1 protein-coding gene is annotated in these 1332 nt (G+C 68.3%); it reads right to left on the reverse strand.

Features of this window, described 5'->3' with window-relative positions:
- Positions 1 to 965: 965 nt before the first annotated feature.
- Positions 966 to 1332: tyrosine-type recombinase/integrase (locus ND747_RS16385; protein ID WP_374216247.1), on the reverse strand; the 367-nt coding region annotated here is incomplete at its 5' end.

Raw genomic sequence — 1332 nt, forward strand, 5'->3', positions numbered from 1 at the left:
CAGCCGCCCGGCGAGGCTGCTCTCCAACACATCCATGATCGGATATGTACCCGCAGCGACCACGCAAGACACGCTCTTAGCGTGCTGACCACTTTTGATCATGTCTAGGAAGATTGCGGCTACTGGCGAGGTCGCGCCGATCCTGTGTGGCGCCTTGCACGGAGCTGTTCGTGGCCGCCAAGCAGGGTCCCCAGCGCGCCCTGCCCGGCGACGTCTGAACTGGCCTGCTGCTGACCTCGCATCAGCCAGATCGGATGACGCAAGGCCAGATACGACGATGCCTGACAGCGGTCGCCAGCGTCAAATGCGGATCCTGCCGGGGAGTCTGGGCAACCGCCGGAGGGGCTGCGGGCACGCTGGCCTGTGCCAGCGCCCGCTGGCATCCCTTCCGGATAGAGCCGGAGGGGCTAAAGGAGTCCCTTACGGAGCCCCTTGTGGAGGGGGGTCTGGCTCCTGGCAGATCCCCTGACACCCTGCCGGCGCGTGCCGGATCGTCCGCCAGCGCGGCACCGAGTTGGGCGGCCGGCGAGGTCGAAGGGATCCTCGCCGGCCGGAACCCACCCGACGTGTGGCTCGGGCCGCTGCGGGCTGGCCAGGGTAGGACACCTGGCGAGGTGCAGGCGTCCTACCCTGGGGTTGTTCCGAATCTCCGCTGGTTAGCTCAGAGTCCGGAACAACGCCACGCTCGCGGTGGTCACCGCGAGTAGCACGCAGAGGCGGATGGTTTCGGGCCAGCCGGCGATGGCGGCCCGGACCGTCTATCCGACCTCTTCTGCCAGTTGTTTCATGGGCATGCACCTCCTCTTGGAACGCAAAACGACCCTTGCTCTCACCCGTGGGGTGATCGGCAAGGGCCGTGCTGGGTGTCGTCTCGATGACGACGCACACCATTCTGGCCAGAGCTTTCCAGTGGCCCTGTCCAACGTCGCGCCACACGACCCGCGCAGGGCTTCTGACCTGCGTTTTTAGATTGCGACGCCGGCGAGGGGATGGTTTTTCCACTGGTCGGTCTGGCGGGTGTACCGGTCGAGGGCGTTGGAGGTGGGGTTCCACCGGCCCTGTTCAGCGATGGCGGCGCGGGTGGCGCCGGTGTCGGCGGCCGAGGTGGCGGCGCCGGCGCGCAGGCTGTGCGCGGACAGGGTCTGGTCGAGGCCGGCGGTGACGGCGAGCCGTTTGATGATCCGGTCGATGGACTGGCCGCCGAGGCGGCCGCCGATCCGGTCGTGCCGGTCGACCTGGCGCAGCAGCGGCCCGTCCGCGCGTGAATCCGCCGAGCAGGCGGCGCTGCGGGACACCGCAGATTTCACCGAGGGAACCCGGGCGCAGGCCGAG

Source organism: Frankia sp. R82 (assembly GCF_023716925.1).
In the GTDB taxonomy this organism is placed as follows: Bacteria; Actinomycetota; Actinomycetes; order Frankiales; family Frankiaceae; genus Frankia.